General features: G+C 63.1%; 14 protein-coding genes. 3 read left to right on the forward strand and 11 right to left on the reverse strand.

What is annotated here, in order from left to right:
• Window positions 1–32: 32 nt before the first annotated feature.
• Both tdh and JFN93_RS15590 read left to right on the forward strand, forming a co-directional pair.
• A complete protein-coding gene (gene tdh, locus JFN93_RS15585) occupies window positions 33–1,076 on the forward strand; it encodes an L-threonine 3-dehydrogenase (RefSeq protein WP_236021760.1) in 1,044 nt (347 codons plus the stop codon).
• A gap of 226 nt (window positions 1,077–1,302) precedes the next feature.
• Window positions 1,303–2,493, forward strand: coding sequence for a glycine C-acetyltransferase (locus JFN93_RS15590; RefSeq protein ID WP_199385023.1), 1,191 nt, complete (start codon window positions 1,303–1,305; stop codon window positions 2,491–2,493).
• 405 nt (window positions 2,494–2,898) lie between these two features.
• On the opposite strand, the gene JFN93_RS15595 is transcribed toward JFN93_RS15590, so the two are convergent.
• From JFN93_RS15595 to JFN93_RS15640, 10 genes are all read right to left on the reverse strand, one after another.
• On the reverse strand, window positions 2,899–3,720 hold the full coding sequence (locus JFN93_RS15595) for a protoheme IX farnesyltransferase (protein ID WP_199385024.1): 822 nt from the start codon (window positions 3,718–3,720) through the stop codon (window positions 2,899–2,901).
• Window positions 3,717–4,622, reverse strand: a complete 906-nt coding sequence (coxB, locus tag JFN93_RS15600) for a cytochrome c oxidase subunit II (RefSeq protein ID WP_199385025.1) — start codon at window positions 4,620–4,622, stop codon at window positions 3,717–3,719. The genes JFN93_RS15595 and coxB overlap by 4 nt, the downstream gene beginning before the upstream one ends.
• Window positions 4,623–4,647: 25 nt before the next feature.
• Window positions 4,648–4,935, reverse strand: coding sequence for a cytochrome C oxidase subunit IV family protein (locus JFN93_RS15605; RefSeq protein ID WP_199385026.1), 288 nt, complete (start codon window positions 4,933–4,935; stop codon window positions 4,648–4,650).
• Between the two features lie 160 nt (window positions 4,936–5,095).
• Window positions 5,096–5,698, reverse strand: coding sequence for a cytochrome c oxidase subunit 3 (locus JFN93_RS15610; protein ID WP_199385027.1), 603 nt, complete (start codon window positions 5,696–5,698; stop codon window positions 5,096–5,098).
• The gene (gene ctaD / locus JFN93_RS15615) at window positions 5,695–7,311 is read right to left on the reverse strand and encodes a cytochrome c oxidase subunit I (RefSeq protein ID WP_199385028.1); all 1,617 of its coding nucleotides are present in this window, start codon (window positions 7,309–7,311) and stop codon (window positions 5,695–5,697) included. Before ctaD ends, JFN93_RS15610 begins: the two co-directional genes overlap by 4 nt.
• A complete protein-coding gene (locus JFN93_RS15620; protein ID WP_199385029.1) occupies window positions 7,308–8,150 on the reverse strand; it encodes an SCO family protein in 843 nt (280 codons plus the stop codon). Before JFN93_RS15620 ends, ctaD begins: the two co-directional genes overlap by 4 nt.
• 190 nt (window positions 8,151–8,340) lie before the next feature.
• Window positions 8,341–9,792 (reverse strand): carbohydrate porin, encoded by a 1,452-nt coding sequence (locus JFN93_RS15625; protein WP_199385030.1) that lies wholly within the window; start codon window positions 9,790–9,792, stop codon window positions 8,341–8,343.
• A 124-nt stretch (window positions 9,793–9,916) separates the two neighbouring features.
• Window positions 9,917–10,675, reverse strand: coding sequence for an energy-coupling factor ABC transporter ATP-binding protein (locus JFN93_RS15630; protein WP_199385031.1), 759 nt, complete (start codon window positions 10,673–10,675; stop codon window positions 9,917–9,919).
• Window positions 10,672–11,484, reverse strand: a complete 813-nt coding sequence (gene cbiQ, locus JFN93_RS15635; protein ID WP_199385032.1) for a cobalt ECF transporter T component CbiQ — start codon at window positions 11,482–11,484, stop codon at window positions 10,672–10,674. The genes JFN93_RS15630 and cbiQ overlap by 4 nt, the downstream gene beginning before the upstream one ends.
• A 254-nt stretch (window positions 11,485–11,738) precedes the next feature.
• Window positions 11,739–12,767 (reverse strand): energy-coupling factor ABC transporter permease, encoded by a 1,029-nt coding sequence (locus tag JFN93_RS15640; RefSeq protein WP_199385033.1) that lies wholly within the window; start codon window positions 12,765–12,767, stop codon window positions 11,739–11,741.
• 279 nt (window positions 12,768–13,046) lie between these two features.
• On the opposite strand from JFN93_RS15640, the gene JFN93_RS15645 reads away from it, so the two are divergent.
• On the forward strand, window positions 13,047–13,250 hold the full coding sequence (locus JFN93_RS15645) for a hypothetical protein (protein ID WP_199385034.1): 204 nt from the start codon (window positions 13,047–13,049) through the stop codon (window positions 13,248–13,250).
• A gap of 32 nt (window positions 13,251–13,282) precedes the next feature.
• On the opposite strand, the gene JFN93_RS15650 is transcribed toward JFN93_RS15645, so the two are convergent.
• The gene (locus tag JFN93_RS15650) at window positions 13,283–15,811 is read right to left on the reverse strand and encodes a cation-translocating P-type ATPase (protein WP_199385035.1); all 2,529 of its coding nucleotides are present in this window, start codon (window positions 15,809–15,811) and stop codon (window positions 13,283–13,285) included.
• Window positions 15,812–15,841: the final 30 nt, after the last annotated feature.

A 15,841-nucleotide genomic window follows, 5' to 3' on the forward strand; every position in this document is an offset into this window, starting at 1 on the left:
GGCTGCGGACCGCCCGGGAAGTGGAGGATGTCATGAAGACGATGAAGGCTTTGGTGAAAAAGTTTGCCAAGCCGGGCCTTTGGCTCGACGAGGTGCCCATCCCCGAGTACGGGATCAACGACGTCCTGATCAAGATCGAGCAGACCGCCATCTGCGGCACCGACCTGCACATCTGGGACTGGAACGCCTGGGCGCAGAAAACCATCCCGGTCCCGATGGTGATCGGGCACGAATTCGTCGGCCGGGTCGCCGCGATGGGGAGCAACGTCTATGACCTCAACGTCGGCGACATCGTATCCGGCGAGGGACACATCGTCTGCGGGCGGTGCCGCAACTGCCTGGCGGGACGCCGGCACCTCTGCAAGGACACCAGCGGCGTCGGCGTCAACCGCCCCGGCGCCTTCGCCGAATACGTCAGCATTCCGGTTACCAACGTCTGGCACGCCGATCCGACCATTCCGCTCGACGTCCTCAGCATCTTCGACCCCTTCGGCAACGCCACCCACACCACCCTCGCCTTCCCGGTGCTGGGCGAGGACGTGCTGATCACCGGGGCCGGCCCCATCGGGATCATGGCCACCGCCATCGCCCGTCACGCCGGGGCCCGTTACATCGTCACCACCGACGTCAATCCGTACCGCCTCGACCTCGCCAAGAAGATGGGAGCGACCGTGGCTTTGAACATCAAGGAGAAGAGCGTCGCACAGGTGGTGCGGGAACTGGGGATGAAGGAGGGTTTCGACGTCGGGCTGGAGATGTCCGGCAACGAAAGCGCCTTCCACACCATGCTGGAAAACATGTGCCACGGCGGAAAGATTGCCCTTTTGGGGATCCCGGAGCACGACATGGCCATCGACTGGAACCGGGTGATCTTCAACAGCTTGACCATCAAAGGGATCTACGGCCGGGAGATGTACGAGACCTGGTATCTCATGCAGTCGCTGATCAAAATCGGGCTCGACCTCACGCCGGTCATCACCCACCGGCTCCACTACACCGAGTTCGAGGAGGGGTTCCGGGTGATGGGGACCGGGAATTCGGGGAAGGTGATCTTAAGGTGGACGGAAGGGGCGTGACCTGGGCCTGCAAAGTAGGAGCGACCTTCCTGCCGCGGCAGGGTCTGTCCTGATGAGCAAGTAGCAGCCTACCGGGCCTTTCCAGGCGCGAATTTACCCCGTTGCCGCCTTCGGCGGTTCGCGCCGGGAAAGGCGCTCCCCCAAGCAAGGCACCGGTTGTTGCATCGCTGTCTCGATGGGGACGGGAGTTACCAGCCGTTTGGATGATACAGAATAAGGAGCTGAAATGACCGACAAGTTTTCCTGGATCGAGGATGAGCTGAGGACTCTGCAGGAGGCGGGGCTTAGGACCACCATCCGCACCATCGGTTCGGCCTGCGGGGCATGGATGGTGGTCGACGGCAAGAAGGTCCTCAACTTTTGCACCAACAACTACCTGGGTCTTGCCAACCATCCCCGCCTGAAATCGGCCGCCCAGGCCGCGCTGGAAAAATGGGGCGCCGGCCCGGCGGCGGTGCGCAGCATCGCCGGCACCCTGGAGCTGCACCGCGAGCTGGAAACCCGGCTTGCCGCATTCAAGGAGGTGGAAGATGCCCTCTACGTCCAGTCCGGCTTCTGCGCCAATCAGGCGGTGATCCCCGCGTTGGTCGGCAAAGAGGACATCATCTTCACCGACCGGCTCAACCACGCGAGCATCATCGACGGCTGCCGGCTCTCCTCGGCCGAGATCGTGGTGTACGAGCACTGCGACGTGGAGGATGCGGAGCGCGCGATCAAGGCACACAAAGGGAAATACCGCCGGGCCATGCTGATTACCGACGGGGTCTTCTCCATGGACGGCGACATCGCTCCGCTGGACCGCCTGCACGCCTTGTGCGAGCAGCACGGGATCATCACCATGGTGGATGATGCCCACGGGGAAGGGGTGGTGGGTCGAAGCGGCCGCGGGATCGTGGATCACTTCCGGCTCAACGGAAAATTCGACCTGGAGATCGGCACCCTTTCCAAGGCTTTCGGGGTGGTCGGCGGGGTCATCGCCGGGAGAAAACTGGTGATCGACTGGATCCGGCAAAAGGCGCGCCCGTTTCTCTTTTCCAGCGCGGTGACCGCAGCCGACACCGCGGCCTGCCTCGCGGCGGTGGAACTGTTGGAACAGGGGAGCGAACTGGTGGATAAGCTCTGGGAGAACACCCGCTACTTCAAGGAGGGGATGCGCCGCGCCGGTTTCGACACCGGGCCCAGCGCGACGCCGATCACCCCGGTGATGCTGGGGGAGGCGAGCCTGGCCCAGCAGTTTTCCCGAAAGCTCTTCGATGGGGAGCCGGGGCTTTTCGCCATGCCGATCGGCTTTCCCACCGTGCCGCAGGGAAAAGCGCGGATCCGGGTGATGATCAGCGCGGCACACTCGAGGGAGGATCTCGACCTGGGTCTGGAGATCTTCGCCAAGGTAGGGAAAGAGCTCGGGGTGATTTCATAGGATGGGCACGGGTTGCCCACTCTATGCTAAAAAGGCGCGATAAAAAAGGCGGCTCCGGTTTTCCGGGCCGCCTTTTCTCTTTTCCTATTTCCAGAACGGGTCCAATCCCGTCCCGATCATTTCTGCTTAAGCGCTCGTGGGTTGCACAAGACGGACGGGTTGTCTGCTTCGAGCCTGCATTTGCTGCAATATACAATCGGCCGCATCGACAATTTCGCTATCTCTTCCAGTTTTCCGTCTTTCTTCAGCTTGCATATCTTTTCCTTCTGAGCGGCGGGCTGGGGCCCGTGTCCCTTGGAACTCATCCTAACTCCTTGTAATCGCTGATTTCGCCGTGCAACCCTCGGGCGGTGGTGGCGTTCTCGCCATTGTAGTCGAATCGGTACCGAAAAGGACAGCCGAAATCTACCTTCCGACAAACAAGGCGACGGTGAGGAGGAGGGGAAAAAGATTGAGGTAGGCGAAGAGGGCCGGCTCCATGCGCCGGAACAAGGCGACCGCGAGGGGGGCACAAAGCCCGGCGCAGCAGAGAGCCGCACCGTGACGGACCAGTCCGAAGGCGGGGAGCATCAGCGCGGTACAGATGAGCGCCAGCATCCAGAGCAGGAAAAACGGCAGCGGGTTCACCCCCCGCGACGCGGGATCGAAAAGGGGGAAACCGGCCCGGCGGTAATCATCGGCGTGCCGGCGTTGCAACAGCCAGAAATGGGGCACCTGCCACAGATACAACAGCACCGCAAGGTGCACGGGGGGGAAATCAACGGGGCTGCCTCCGGCCGCACTCCACCCGATGACCGGAGCAAGCGCGCCGCAAAGCGCCCCGACGGCCAGGGCAAACGGGGTCCGCCGCTTGAGCGGGGTGTAGACCAACAGGTACCAGAGCAGGACCGCCAGCGCTAAAAAGGCCGGCAACGTACCTCCGGCAATCAGCAACAGCACGAAGCCGCCCCCGGCAAACCCGCAACCGAGGACCGCGACTTCGCCGGGACCCAGTTCCCCGGTCGGCAGCGGCCGGGACCGGGTCCGAAGCATGAGCCGGTCCAGATCGCGTTCCCGGTACTGGTTCAGCGCCGAGGCACCGGCAGCCATCAGGGCCACCCCGGCAAACACCAGGGCGGCAAGTACGGCCTCACCCGGCCGGGGATGGAGCACCACCCCGGCAAGCGCGGCGATGCCGTTCATCAAGGCCAGCCGGGCTCGGAACAGTCGGGAGAGGGTCGCGATCATTTCACGTGCTCGATGTATTCGACCAGGGCACCGACCTCATCCGGCGTCAGATCGCCGAAGGTCGGCATGATCGGCTGGAAGCCGTCCACGATCGCCGCGCCGGGTGCGGTGATGGACTCCCGCAGGTAGGCGTCATCCACGGTGACCGTCATCGGCTTGCCGTCCCGGGTAACCTTCACCTTGGTGCCGTAAATCCCCTTGAAGCTCGGTCCCGCCCCCGTCGTACCATCCAGCGAGTGGCAGCCAAGGCACCCTTTTTCCTGGGCGATCTTGGCGCCGTCGAGCTTGTGCCCCTTCTCTTTCCCTTCCTCTTTTTCCTCGTTGAGCCAGTGGTTGAACTGCGCCTCCGGCACCGCCTCGATGGTGGTGATCATGGCGGAATGACCCTTGCCGCAGTACTGGGAACAGAAGAGATCGAAGCTTCCGGCCTTGGGCGCCATGAACCAGACGTGGTTCTTCATGCCCGGGACCACGTCCCGCTTGACCCGGAAGGCCGGAACGTAGAAGCCGTGGATCACGTCCTGCGACTCCAGCAACACCACCACCGGCTTTCCGACGGGCACCATCAACTTGTTGCTCGACTTGCCGTTTTCATAGCGGAAATTCCAGGACCACATCCGCGCCGTCGCATTCACCTTGAGCGCCCCGGGCGGGACCCGGCGCAGCGCCAGGTAGCCGGACCAGCCGTAGTAGAACATCACCAGGACCAGGACGGTCGGCAGCGCGGTCCAGACGATCTCCAGCCAGAAGCTCCCCTCCACCTGGGAGGTCGGCTCCGGCGCCCGCGACCGGCGATAGCGGATCACGAAGGTGATCATCGCCGCGGTGATCCCGATGAGCAGCACGAGACAGGCCCCGAGGATGAAGACGAAGACGGGGTCGATGGCTTGATTGGTTGTCATCAGCTGGTTTTCCACACTCGCCCCTCTAGCGGTACAGCACGTCGAAGAAAGTAAACCCGATGAAGATGGCCAGGGTGACCAGGGCCACGAAGAGGATGATCCGGAACGGCCGGCTTTCGTATTTCATGTGCATGAAAAAGGCGATGACCAGCCCCGACTTCACCGAGGCGATCGCCAGCGCGGCCCAGACCTTCAGCGCGCCGAGTTCGGCCCGGGTAATCAGGACCGTCAGCGCGGTCAGGACCAGCAGGGCGCCCCAGATCGCGGTCAGTTTGCGGTAGCTCAAGATATGGTGTGCGGCTTCGGTGCTCATGTCAGTGCTCCTACTTTCCATTGGGCCCTCTCCCTCCGGGAGAGGGTGGGGGTGAGGGAACGCCTGCCACCCCACGAACCCCATCCTCACCCTGTCCCTCCCCTGAAGGGGAGGGGACCTCAGGGCGGAGAAGGATGTTGATTCCGACAGGTCAGCTTGGTCAGAGAATCAGGTAGTACAGGGGGAAGATGAAGATCCAGACCAGGTCGACCAGGTGCCAGTACAGGGCGCCGTTCTCGAGGGTGACGAAATCGCCCTGATGGATCTTCCCGTGGTTCACCTTCATCCCGATCCAGCTCAAAAGCCCCGCCCCCACCAGCACGTGCAGACCGTGCAGCCCCGTCGTCACATAGTACAGGCCGAAGAAGACCGACTCCCCGAGCGGCGCCGAACCGAGGCGCGGCGATCCCGGGTAGATCCCGTGGTGGATCTTCGCGCTCCACTCGAAGTACTTGTTCACCATGAAAATCGCGGCGCACAGCACCGTCAGCCCCAAAAGGCGCAGCGTCGTGGTCCGGTCCCCCTTCTGCACCGAGGTCACCGCCATCGCGGCAAAAAGGCTGCTGGTCAGGAGGATGACGGTGTTGGCGGTCCCGAAGACCACGTTGAGCTCTTTGCCACCCGCGGCGAACTGCTGCGGATAACGGGTCAGATAGGTCGCGTAGAGGATGAACAGCCCGCCGAAAAGGAGTAACTCGGTGAAAAGGAAGAGCCACATCCCGAACTTGGCGCCGGTGTAGTCTTTGTGTTCCGGATGGCTCATGGTTTGCCCGCCCCCTTGAAGTCATACGGTCCGTGGGTAACCACCGGATCCTCCTCGAAGTTCTCGGTCGGCGGCGGGGTCGGAATGCTCCATTCCAAAGTCGCCCCACCCCAGGGGTTGGCGCCGACCGCTTCACCGCGGAACAGTCCGCGGAACAGGTTCACCAGGAGAATGATGAGTCCCAGCACCAGGATCCAGCTCCCGATGGTCGCCACCAGGTTCAGACGGGCGAACTCGGGGAGGTAGTCGTAGTAACGGCGCGGCATCCCCCGGATTCCGAGCACCTGCATGGTGAAGTACATGATGTTGAAGCCGACAAACATGAGCGCCCAGGCCACCAGGGCCGGCTTCTCGGCGTAGCGGCGTCCGTAGAATTTCGGCAGCCAGTAATGCAGGGCACCGAAGAAGGCGAAGCCGGTGCCACCGAACATGACGTAATGGAAGTGCCCCACCACGAAGTGGGTGTCGTGCACGTGGATATCGGTCGCCGCCGCCCCGAGCACCAGTCCGGACAGCCCGCCGATGGAGAAGAGGAGCACGAAGGAGAGGGCAAAGAGCATCGGGGCCTCCAGGGAAATCGATCCCTTGTAGAGGGTGGAGACCCAGTTGAAGACCTTGATGGCCGAAGGGATGGCCACGATGAAGGTGAGGAAGGAAAAGACCAGGATGGCGGTGTCGCTCATCCCGCTGGTGTACATGTGATGCCCCCACACCACCGAGCCCGCCGCCGCGATCGCCAGGCTGGAAAAGGCGATCATCTTGTAACCGAAGATCGGCTTTCGGGAGAAGACCGGGATGATCTCCGAGATCACCCCCATCGCCGGCAGGATCATGATGTAGACCGCCGGGTGCGAGTAGATCCAGAACAGGTGCTGGAACATGATCGGGTCGCCGCCGCGCGACGGGTCGAAGAGCCCGGTGCCGACGACCCGCTCGACGAATACCAGGACGAGGGTAATCGCGATGATCGGGGTAGCGAGGATCTGGACCCACGCGGTGGCATAGAGCGACCAGACAAAGAGCGGGAGCCGGCCCCAGGTCATCCCCTCGGCACGCAGCCGGTGGATGGTGGTGACGAAGTTGATCCCGGTGAGGATGGAGGAAAAGCCGAGCACGAAAACCCCCAGGACGGCCAGGGATACGTTGGTGCCAGTCTTGGCGCTGAAGGGAACGTAGAAGGTCCAGCCGGTATCGGGGGGACCGCCGCCGGTAAAGAGGGCGGTCAGCACGATCACCGCCCCGATGACGTAAAGCCACCAGGAGAACAGGTTGAGCCGCGGGAAGGCGACGTCGCGCGCCCCGATCTGGATCGGCATCACCAGGTTGCCGAACGAGGCCGGGATGCTCGGGATGATGAACAGGAAGATCATCACCACCCCGTGGACCGTGAAGGTCGCGTTGTAGGTCTGGGGCCCCATGATGGTGCGCCCCGGCGCCATGAGCTCCAGGCGGAGCAGGACTCCCAGGAGCACCCCCACCAGGAAGAAACCGAGCACCGAGTACAGGTACAAAAGACCGATCCGTTTGTGGTCGGTCGAAAAGATCCACGAAGCGATGCCGGTTTTGCCGGTATCGCTCCAGAACCCGTCGGACGAGGTGGCGGGCAAACTCATTTTTCCCCCGAAATTTTCCGTCTGCGGCTTTTGCCCCCGAACACGAGGTAGGCGAGGAAGCTGCCGGTGCAAAGGATGATGACCGTTGCGCTGACGCGCAAGAGGTTGAACTGGTAACTCCGCGTGGCGGGATCGAACCGGAAACAGTAGCCGACCATCTTGCGGATGGTGGCGCCGACCTGGCCCCGCTGCGCCTCGATCAGCGCCAAGGTGAGATCCTTCGCCATGAAGGTGGTGCCGTAGAGGTAGCGCACGATCATGCCGTCACCGGTGACCACGAAGCTTGCCACCGGGTGGATGAAATCGTGGTCCTGGCGCTTGAAGCGGTAGCCGGCCGCATCGGTCAGCCTGCGGATGTTTGTCGCATCGCCGGTGAGAAAGCGCCACCCGGCCGCCGGGAAAGCGCCGTCCATGGCGGTGAGGTAGGTTTTCTGGAAGCGGGAAGCGATCTCCGGCCCTTCGGTCTCGTCGATGCTGACCGAGATCACCCGGTAGTCGGTTCCGGGCTTGAAGTTCACCGAGGGGAGGACCCGGGCGAGCCCGCCCTGGAGGAAGTTGCAGACGTTGCTGCAGCCGAAGTAGACCGGCACGACGATGGTCGGCCCGGTGATCAGCTCTCCGAGCCGCACCTGCTTTCCCGTTTCGTCGCGAAAGGTGAGGTCGAGCGGGATCCGGGCCCCGAGTTTCTCATCCAGCCCTACCCCGGCCTCCGCGGTGGCTGCCGCCGCCGGGCCGGATGCGGCCGGATGGCCTTTGCCATGTTCGTGCGCAAGGAGCGTTCCGGGAAATATCAGCAACGACATCACTGCCGCGCGGAGGAGTTTTAAGGTGCGAGTCATGCTGGTTATCCCAATTAGAGGTATTCAAGTGCGGCGCTAATTATAAAAGATGATTCGGTATTGTCCAGGCGGGCTCGACCTGACGGTTATCGCGGATCGCAGGATGGAGACCCCATCCCCACCGGCACGGCGAATGGCCGGGAGGGGACTGGTGGGCAGAGAGCTGCCCACCCTACGACTTCGGGGACATTTAGAAGGTGAGCTGGACCCGCAGCGAGGCGACCAGGACGTTGTGCACCGTGGTGTCGCCGAGCGGATCGATGAGGTACTGCAGGTGGGGGGATACCGCAACCTGTTCGGTGGCCTTGATCCGGTAGTACCCCTCGATGAGCTTTTCCTGAGCCGGAGCGCCCTTGATCTGGATCTGGCCATAGGCGAAGGCGAGGATGTCGTCGGCACGCGTGGGTATGATGCCGAGGTACTGCAGTCCGCCGCTCCATGCCGCGACGGTGCGGTAGAGGTCGTGGTCCCGCCAGCCGTAGCGCCCGAAAAGGGTCAGCTTCTCCGTCAGCTGCTGATCGACGCTGAGCCCGGTTCCCAGCGCGTGGTTGGGGCCTTGCGGAGCAATACCGACCGAGCCGTCCATGAATCCGCAGGCGCGGTAATTTCCGTCCAGCGAACCGAGCTTCAGTTTGTAATCCAGCTCCGCAATGCCATAGCCATGGTCGACGATATCGGAGGCGATGGGTTGGCCGTCCTTGTCCGTGGTCCCGCTGCCATATCCCAGGGAGAAGGAAACGTTTTCGGTGGGCCGGTAGGTGGCGCGGAGACCGGGCCCGGGCAGTGGAGCGCCCAGTACGGCATCGTTGGTGAACGCACCGGCGAGGAACTGGGTGTTTTCGTTGTTGGCTACGGCATTGCTGTCGAAATAATCGGTGAGGTTGATCTTGCCGACCGTATAGACGAAGCGCTCGTTGAAAAGCGACTGCTCCACCCACGCGGTCCGGAAGCGGACGGTATCGGTGGGAAGCATCGGCACGTTGTTAAGGATGGAGTAGTTGGGCACGTGCGGGTCGATCCCCCGGCCTCCGGTCGCTTCAACGTCGATGACCGCGATCATGGTGTCGGTGATCTTGAAGTTGAAGACCAGGTCGGCCCTGCCGACGACGTCGACGTGGTCTTTGCGCTCTCCGTTATAGTCGGGAGCTTCGGAAAGGGCGGGGGAATTGTTCCCGACCGACCCCTGCACCACGCCGGTCATGCCGCCGCTCATGGTGATGTTCTTGGTGAGGGCATGCAGATTGGTGCCGAGCTCGGTGTAACGATTCTGGAAGGCGCGGGTCTGAGCCAGGATCAGCTCGGAACGCAGCTCCTCACGCAGGTCGGCAAGCAGGGCCAGGTCTTCCTTGTCGACCGCCTCAGGTCCCTCCTTGGCAACCCGTTCCGCGATCTTTTCGGTGAGAAACTGAACCGCGATGGCGACATCCATCCGGGAGAGCTGGCACTTTCCCTCTTCGAACTCTTTCGAAAAGAGGGCCTCCACATGATATTTCTTCCCCAGCCGCGTGATCTCCTGACAGGACTTATGAGTATGGGAAACCTTATCGGGAATGGTGAGTTCTGGTTTGAGTGCCAAGGCCGGAGTTACGGCACCAACAGTAAGAGTCAGTGCGGTAACCAGTGCCGCCGCGATTTTCCTCATAGCGAATCCCTCCTTCATTGCCGTATCGGCAAAGGCATTGCTAGCTTCAATAAAAAAATGCCGGCACAGGTTACCGGGCCGGCACTCATCAATAAGGTAGTTGCTGCGTGCTGCTACTTTCCCGTCACCCCTGCCGCTTGCCACAGATGGGGCAGCCCTGCAGCGACAGTGGCACCTCCAGACGACACTCAGCCAGGAGGCGCTCGTCCCGCAGGATTTCCGCGGCCGGGCCGTCCGCCCGGACCTCCCCTTCTTTTAACAGGATGACCCGCTGGCACAGCTCCAGCACCAGGTCCAGATCGTGGCTGGTGAATATCTTGGTGTGGCGGAACTCCTTCAACAGGCCGATCAGCTGGCGCCGCGCGTACGGGTCGAGCCCGCTGGCGGGCTCGTCGAGCACCAGGATGTCGGGGGACATCGAGAGCACGGTGGCAATGGCGACCCGCTTTTTCTCACCGCCGGAGAGATGGTACGGCGCCTTTGCGGCCAGATGCGCGGCTCCGACCCGTTCCAAGGCGTCGGCGACGCAGCGCTCCAGCTCGTTTCCGTTGAGCCCGAGGTTCAGCGGTCCGAAGGCGACGTCGTCGTAGACGGTCGGCATGAAGAGCTGGTCGTCCGGGTCCTGGAAGACCATCCCGACGGTGCGGCGGATGCCGGGCAGGGTTCCTTTGCTCAAAAGAAAGTCACCGATGCGGACCTCGCCGGCGGTAGGGGAATGGTAGCCGTTCAGATGCAGAAGGAGGGTGGATTTTCCGGCCCCGTTGGCCCCGATGATGGCAACCGATTCGCCATGATGGATCCGGAAGGAGACCCCTTTCAAGGCCTCGGTTCCGTCCGGATAGACGTGACGCAGATTCTTAACTTCAACGATGTGGTGGCTCATGAAAAGTGTCCGGTCAAAAGCGAGCCCAGAAGCTGCGCGCCGTTGTTTAATCGCAGGAAAAGGAAAAACGCGGTCCAGCCGGCGACGAAGGCCGCCTCCGCCATACCGAAACGCCCGACGGTGCGGGTGGGAAAAGCCCCGCTGAAACCGCGCGCCAGCATGGCGCGGTGCACCCGTTCCGCCCGAAGCCAGGTGCGCAGCAAAAGGTGCCCGACCAGGCTGCCGTAGGTGGCGAGCGACGGGCGTTTGGCCCCGAAGGAACGGAGTTCCAGCGCCCGGGAGGCCTGCCCCCCCTCCTCGCCCAGGACGAAGATGTACCGGTACAGGAAATGGAGCTGCACCACGAACATCCCCGGCAGCCCCAGCCGCTCCAACGCGCTGCAGATGGCCGGAAAGCCGGTGAGCGCGAGGAGCACGAAGGCGGCGCCGACGGTGAGGGCGGCACGGACCACGATCGAGGCACAAGAGATCCAACCGGCGCTGATCGCCAGCGGCCCCAACTGGAGCGCCACGGCGCGGTCGAACAGCGGGTTGAAAAGCCCGATGACCAGCGCAAAGGGACAGAGGAGCGCGACCTTTCGGGCGAGGTAGCCGGCCGGCAGGTTGCCGAGGCCGACGAGAATGGCCGGGAAGAGGAAGAAGGGGACCAGCGCGGAGAGCTCGTACCTGCCGAAGGAGACCACCGTCACGATGAACACGAAGGTGACGATCACCTTGGCGCGCGGATCGAGCCGGTGCAGCGCGGTATCGCCGGCGGCCAGCCGGTCCAGGCGTTTGAAGTCGAGGAGAGCCCCCTCAATCGAGGTCATAGAGAAGATTCCGGTATACGTGCGGAAAAGTTGGGTGGGAGTCACCCATCACCTTGCGGAGCCCCACTCTGGATCTACATCCGTGGCGCAACGACTATTTCTTTCGGTGTGTGGGACCTTTGCGGCCAACCCTGTGGGAGCGCCTTTCCAGGCGCGATCAACCACAACCGCTGCCGCCGCCACCGGCGGATCGCGCCAGGAATGGCGCTCCCACAAAAAAAGGAGAGGTGGCGCTCAGGGCAGCCGGAGCCGATTTAGATTTCAGGTTTGGTGCGCCGGCGACCTCGGAAGAGATAGGGGCAGAAACAAGCCACCGCCAGGGTCAAGACGGCGCCGACGACGCCGGCCACTCCGGTGCCGCTTCCGGCAGCGGTCGCTTTCTCCGATGCCGGGCCCGGTTCTTTCCGCGCCGGTGCCGGCAGCTGGTATCCGGACAGAAGCGCGGTCTTGTTTTGAACGGCGCCCAGCGCGGCGTGGACCCCGCTCGAAGCTTCCAGCTCGGTTTTCCCGGTCAGCTTCCCGACCGCCCATTCCAGCCCATCGGGGAGAACGGACGCATAACGGGAAAGCCCGCCCCCGACCAGGAGTGCGGCCACCAGAAACGCAAGGAGGACCCTTTTGCCCCCCAGATCGAAACGTCCCTCCAGCGATCCCCGCAACAGGTCCGGCCGCGCCTTTTGAGCCAGCCCCAGTACCGCAACGGTTACCAGCCCTTCCACCACGCCGATCGCCAGGTGGATCGGCTGCATCATCAGGAGAAAGGAAGCAAACGGAAGCGTCGCGATGCCGGAGCAGGTGGTCTCCAGGACGACGGCGAACGCGCCGAGCTGCAAAGCGACGAGTGCCGCGGCGAGAATCGCAACGTTGAGGCGCAGGCGGCCGGGCGCGTTGCCGGCAAGCCTCCGAAAAAGGGGAAACACCATGAAGGCCGGGACGAAAGCCATATTGAAGATATTGCACCCCAGCGCCAGCAGCCCGCCATCGGCAAAGAACAGGGCCTGGACCACGAGGACCGAGGCGATGCTGAGGAACGCCGCGTGCGGGCCCAACAGGATGGTAAGGAGGATTCCACCCGCCAAGTGGCCGCTGGATCCCGTCCCGGGGATGGTGAAGTTGATCATCTGCGCCGCGAAAAGAAACGCGCCGAGCACCCCCATCAGGGGCGGAACGCGCTCGTCGAAATCACGTCGCAGCTTTGCCGAGCTATAGGCAAGGGTTGCCGCCGAGGTAGCCCACATCGTACCTCCGACCGCCGGTGATAGCAGCGCATCCGCCATGTGCATGACCGGTTCTCCTCATCCACCGGGCCGAGCGCGGGAACGTCCCGGAAACGGCCGTGGCACAGCATATCCAGAGGGTGTACTGACTGTCAAGGTGAAAGCAGTCTGAGCTGCCCTCCGGTGAGTATGTCGATTGCTCGTTCAGTAGCGTGATTGAGAAAAAAAAGTTTTCTTGACTATAAAAGCTTGCACATTAAAATATTTTCTGCTTTTCTGTCACCGGACGTTTCTGAAAGGATACTAATTGTCTGTTCCCCCAAAATGAATAAGAAGGAGGCTGACATGAAGGGATTATCCGAACGAATCGTACTGGCTGCGATCATCCTCTCCTGCGGGTTCGTCATGCAAATGGGATCGAGGGCCGGGCACGCCGCAGCCGACCGCGACACCTTCCGCCCCGCCCCCCGCCACCTCGCCAAAGCGCGCCCCACCTGGCTTCCCAGCCCGCGCGTGCTGCAGAGCCTCGCCAAATCCACCAATCAATAGCTTCATTCGCCGCAATCTGCATCCCACCTCGTTCAGCCACGCTTGTCGTGGCTGAACTTTTTGAAGAGCTCGAACCAGAGTACCGAGAGCACCCCCGCCCCCAGGCAGACCACCAGATCGTGTACGTGCAGCAGCGAGAAATGGAACAACATCCGCAGGACCGGGGTGTAGAGCACCAGGGCTAAAAAGACGAGCGCGGCCCCGGTCACCCACCAAAGAGCCCGGTTCGCCGTTCCCAGGGTCGCCGCGATCGTCCTTTGCCAGGACCGGTTGGCCATGATCAGCCCGATGTTGGCGACGATGAGCATGGTGAACGCGAGCGCCCGGGCTTCCGCCTCCCCTAGCCCCCGATACCATGCCCCAGCGAAGAGCGCCAGCACCACCACCAGGACGCTCAGCCCCTGCAGGACGCTCAGGATCAAGGTGCGCCGGGTGAAGATCTTTTCGTCCGGCGCGCGGGGCGGGCGCGACATCACATCGCTTTCCTCCGGTTCCATTTCGAAGACGATGGAGCAGGCCGGATCGATGATCAGCTCCAGAAAAACGATGTGCACCGGCATGAGGATCAAAGGCCAGCCGACCAGTACCGGCACCAGGGACAGGCCGGCGATCGGTACGTGGACCGCTATGGTATAGGACATCGCTTTTTTCAGGTTGTCGTAGATCCGCCGCCCCAGCTTCACCGCAGCTACGATCGAGGTGAAGTCATCGTTCAAAAGGACCAGGTCGGCCGCCTCGCGGGCGACGTCGGTCCCCCGTTTTCCCATCGCGATCCCGATGTGCGCCGCCTTCAAGGCCGGCGCATCGTTCACCCCGTCGCCGGTCATCGCCACGACCTCTCCGCGGGACTTCAGCGCCTGCACCAGGCGCAGCTTCTGGTCCGGGACCATCCGCGCGAAGATGCTGACCTCGCTTACCGCCGTCGCGAGTGCCGCATCATCCATCTCCTGCAGCTCCGGGCCGGTCACCACCCGGTCCGACGGCCGCAGCCCGATCTCCTCGGCAATGGAAAGCGCGGTACCCGGGTAGTCGCCGGTGATCATGATGACGCGGATGCCGGCAGCATAGCATTCGGCAATCGCATCGGGAACCTGGGGCCGTATCGGGTCGGAGAGAGCCACCAGGCCGAGGAACTCGAAGTCGTAGTCATGTTGCCCGGCCGGCAGGGTCTTTTCGGTGAAGCAGGCCCGGGCCACCCCGAGCACCCGCAGCCCTTCGTCGGCCATTGCATTGGCATCGGCCACCACGCCGGCGGTCGCCGCAGCATCCAGATGGCAAAGGTCCGCCACCACCTCGGGGGCCCCCTTGGCGGCGATGACAAAGTCCTCTCCCTCCGGGGACCTCCAGACGTGCGACATGGCGAGCAGGTCCCGGGAGAGCGGATACTCCCGCACCAGGAGCCAGTCGTCGTGGAGGTGCTCGGTGCTCGCCAGGTAGACCTTGCCGAAATCCCGGATGGCGTGCTCCATCGGGTCGAAGGGCTCCTTCTGGCTGGCCAGCATGGCAAACTCGATCAGCACGTGCCGGTCATCCGGATCGCCTTCGGCCCGCTCCGGATCGGGGGTCACCGCGACCCCTCCGGCGCAGATTTTTCTCAGCGCCATCCGGTTTTGGGTGATGGTCCCGGTCTTGTCCACGCAGAGAACCGTCGCCGAACCGAGCGCCTCCACCGCCGGGATCCGTCGGGTCAGTACGTCGCGCCGCGCGATGCGCCAAGCGCCGATGGCGAGGAAGATGGTCAGGATCACCGGGAACTCTTCTGGGAGCACGGCCATCGCCAAGGCGATCCCGGCGAGGATCCCTCCGGGCCAGTCCCGGTAGGTGATGCCGTAGGCAATGGCGACCACGACGCAAAGCGCGCTGCCGACCATGGCCAGCCGCCGGACCAGGCGACCGGTTTCCCGTTTGAGCGGGGAGTCTTCCTCCTCCAGCACGGCAATGGTTTTCCCGATCTTCCCCAGCGCCGTATCGACACCGGTTGCCGTTACCCGCGCCACCCCCTGCCCCTGAACCACCAGACAACCGGAATACACTTTCGCCTCTTCCGCCCCCCTCCCCTCCTCGGCGAACTTCCGAACCGGTACCGATTCTCCGGTCAGAAGCGACTCGTCGACACTCAGGGTGGAGGTGGAAAGGACGAGACCGTCGGCGGGAACGCGGTCCCCCTCCGCCAGGACCACCAGGTCCCCCACCACCACCTCGCGCCCCGGAATGCGCCGCTGCTTGCCTTCGCGCACCACCAGGGCCCGCGGACTGGAAAGATCGCGCAATGCCTCCAGGGTCCGCTCGGTCTTCCGCTCCTGGAAAAAGGTGATCCCCATGATCACCAGGACAAATCCGAGGAGCATGAGGGCTTCCTGCACGTCCCCCAAAATGAGGTAGACGGTGCCGCAGGCCACGAGCAGCAGGAACATCGGCTCGGTGGCAACCCCGGCAACGATCGCAAAGACACTGCGTTTCCCGGCGGTAGGGAGCTCGTTGTAGCCGTTTTCCAGCAGCAGGCGCTCCGCCTGCTCCTCGGTAAGACCCGTTGCAGTTTCACCTTCGAGCGATCCGGACATTACGCTTCCTCGCATTTTCGGACCGGAAGA

The sequence above is a fragment of the Geomesophilobacter sediminis genome, assembly GCF_016458275.1.
Taxonomy (GTDB): Bacteria; Desulfobacterota; Desulfuromonadia; order Geobacterales; family Geobacteraceae; genus Geomesophilobacter; species Geomesophilobacter sediminis.

Bases quoted from the DNA above. Each gene is read 5' to 3' on its own strand.
- JFN93_RS15630 (WP_199385031.1), bottom strand. From the start codon at position 10,675: ATGAGCCACCACATCGTTGAAGTTAAGAATCTGCGTCACGTCTATCCG.
- JFN93_RS15645 (WP_199385034.1), top strand. From the start codon at position 13,047: ATGAAGGGATTATCCGAACGAATCGTACTGGCTGCGATCATCCTCTCC.
- tdh (WP_236021760.1), top strand. From the start codon at position 33: ATGAAGACGATGAAGGCTTTGGTGAAAAAGTTTGCCAAGCCGGGCCTT.
- coxB (WP_199385025.1), bottom strand. From the start codon at position 4,622: ATGACAACCAATCAAGCCATCGACCCCGTCTTCGTCTTCATCCTCGGG.
- JFN93_RS15595 (WP_199385024.1), bottom strand. From the start codon at position 3,720: ATGATCGCGACCCTCTCCCGACTGTTCCGAGCCCGGCTGGCCTTGATG.
- JFN93_RS15590 (WP_199385023.1), top strand. From the start codon at position 1,303: ATGACCGACAAGTTTTCCTGGATCGAGGATGAGCTGAGGACTCTGCAG.
- JFN93_RS15610 (WP_199385027.1), bottom strand. From the start codon at position 5,698: ATGAGCCATCCGGAACACAAAGACTACACCGGCGCCAAGTTCGGGATG.
- JFN93_RS15650 (WP_199385035.1), bottom strand. From the start codon at position 15,811: ATGTCCGGATCGCTCGAAGGTGAAACTGCAACGGGTCTTACCGAGGAG.
- JFN93_RS15640 (WP_199385033.1), bottom strand. From the start codon at position 12,767: ATGCACATGGCGGATGCGCTGCTATCACCGGCGGTCGGAGGTACGATG.
- ctaD (WP_199385028.1), bottom strand. From the start codon at position 7,311: ATGAGTTTGCCCGCCACCTCGTCCGACGGGTTCTGGAGCGATACCGGC.
- cbiQ (WP_199385032.1), bottom strand. From the start codon at position 11,484: ATGACCTCGATTGAGGGGGCTCTCCTCGACTTCAAACGCCTGGACCGG.
- JFN93_RS15620 (WP_199385029.1), bottom strand. From the start codon at position 8,150: ATGACTCGCACCTTAAAACTCCTCCGCGCGGCAGTGATGTCGTTGCTG.
- JFN93_RS15625 (WP_199385030.1), bottom strand. From the start codon at position 9,792: ATGAGGAAAATCGCGGCGGCACTGGTTACCGCACTGACTCTTACTGTT.
- JFN93_RS15605 (WP_199385026.1), bottom strand. From the start codon at position 4,935: ATGAGCACCGAAGCCGCACACCATATCTTGAGCTACCGCAAACTGACC.